This is a genomic window from Priestia sp. P5_B4 (assembly GCF_056400385.1).
The window spans coordinates 1-2,173 of record NZ_JBFULJ010000659.1; the positions used below are offsets into that span (position 1 = coordinate 1).

General features: G+C 35.8%; 3 protein-coding genes. All 3 read right to left on the reverse strand.

What is annotated here, in order from left to right:
- Positions 1–268, reverse strand: a 268-nt coding sequence (locus AC1DRF_RS24340) for a DUF2089 family protein (RefSeq protein WP_477741904.1), incomplete at its 3' end; no start/stop codon positions are given.
- Between the two features lie 222 nt (positions 269–490).
- The gene (locus AC1DRF_RS24345) at positions 491–1,297 is read right to left on the reverse strand and encodes a DUF2262 domain-containing protein (RefSeq protein WP_477741905.1); all 807 of its coding nucleotides are present in this window, start codon (positions 1,295–1,297) and stop codon (positions 491–493) included.
- A gap of 282 nt (positions 1,298–1,579) precedes the next feature.
- The coding region (locus AC1DRF_RS24350; RefSeq protein ID WP_477741906.1) for an MFS transporter at positions 1,580–2,173 on the reverse strand (594 nt) is incomplete at its 5' end.

Consider the following 2,173-nt stretch of genomic DNA (forward strand, 5'->3'; position numbering starts at 1 on the left):
TTTCTACATATCCAAGAGATGAAATGATGTCAGTAAGCTTGCCTCGGACGGTTGGATACGAAACTCCCAGTTCCTTTTCCACTTCTTTGATATTTCCTCTGCATGTTAAAAACACTTCTACAAAATGAAGCTGATCACTTGATAAGGATGCCAGCTTAGATAATTCAAACTCATTTTCAATCGTCGTGTGACAATGTCTGCACTGCAGCTTTGTGATTTTTAACGTTTCACTGCAGACAGGACAATTTGTAAGTACTTTATAAGCCATAATCAAATCCCCTTCTTTTAGCTAATTTGATTATATAACAAATATTCAATATTAAAAACAATAAAATTAAATAATTTTAATAAATAAATTAAAAATATAAATTCTTATTTAAATAATATTAATATTTTTTAACCTATACATAAAATCAAATAAAAAAAAGAAGGGTAAAAACCTTCTCTTAAACTACATAATTGCTTTTCAGCTATCATTCAATTGATCTATTTACCCTGCAATCTGAGCCCTAGTAAAAGTCCCATTTATATTTCCTTCTACAATGATGCTATGCCCTGCAAACATATCTCCATCAGAGAAGTAAAAATCAAAGTCTCCTTCTGAATAAACGGATATAGTATCTAAACTCATAAAATCCATAAACATGTCTTTTGTAATTTCCTCTATTTCATCCTCTTCCTGCAGCCAATCATTTGCTAAATCTGTCAGTTCCGCTGCGGCGTACATTCTAATTTTTGGGCTCCATTTATCCTGCTCCTCAAAAAGTGTATGTGCTGTCTTCAGCGCAGATTTCATCATACTTTCATCTTCATGCCAATCAAAATACAGCTCGCACTGTTCATTCGCCCAAGAAAGGTTTCTTTCAAAAACTTTAATACCTTTTTCAAGTGTAAACTTGCCAAGCTTTTCATCATGATAATAAATTGGCTTCACTGATTCTTTTACTATCGTTTCTAGCTCTTCGTCTTCATACTCTGTTTCCAGAATGTTAACAAGCATCATTGAATCCGTTCCCCTACGTACTTGTAGCTTTATAACCGTGTTACTTTGCAGTAAGTACATTGCTTTTTCTACTTCTTCCTCGTTAACTAACCACCTAAGCGGTACCTCTTCTTTTTTTACAGCTTTATTTTCATCTAAACTTTTCCATGCAATTAAATCAATTGATGCTGTCCATAAAGTCTCTTCATGGGACATTCCAGCACCAATTCCTACTGAACCTGTAACCGCTGCTATGTCAATTACTTCTTCTGAGAATCCTTTTTTGAATTTCTTTTTTTCACTGAATTTACTCATTTAATGTACATTCCCCTCTTTAACTGCTTTTGAAAAATTCTCCCTAAATATATAGTTACAAACTGATATGTCGTTCTCTACTTTTATTTTTTATAGCGGTCCACCTTCAAAACCAATAGGCCATCCGCTCCTGTTAAATTTTACTTTATATAGATAGGTTAAATCCTAAGTGTTTTCTTGATATCATAAATGAACTCACCTCAATGTACTTTATCTAGTTCTTCTTATAGTGTCTGCCTATTACAAAAAAAACACAGACCATCCAATGGTCTGTGTTTTTTATTAATGTGCTTTTTGTTCCACATTGACTCTCTTGATAAAGAACGAGATAACCAATCCAACAATGGAAACAATGATCGCAAAGACGAACGCATGCTGAACACCGTTGGTGAAGGCAAGAACCTGGTTTAATGGATCCATTTTATTTGATACCGTCTCAAGGAAGCTTCTTGAACCCGATGACAGAATAGAAATTCCAACAGCTGTTCCAATTGCGCCAGAAACCTGCTGTAAGGTGTTCATAATCGCCGTTCCATGCGGATACAGCTCAGGTGGAAGCTGGTTTAATCCATTTGTTTGAGCTGGCATCATAATCATCGAAATGGCGATCATAAGCGCAATGTGCAGAGCAACGATAAATCCTGTTGATGTTTCTAGCGTTACGGTTGAGAAACCATACATGGTGCCGGCTACAATCACAAGTCCAGGGATAACTAACCATTTAGGGCCAAAACGGTCAAATAACCYGCCCATAACCGGTGAAAGAATTCCGTTAATCACTCCTCCAGGAAGAAGCATTAGGCCAGCAGCAAAGGTTGATAAAGCTAGTGATGTTTGTAAGTATAGGGGTAAAATCATCATCGCAGACAATAGTAC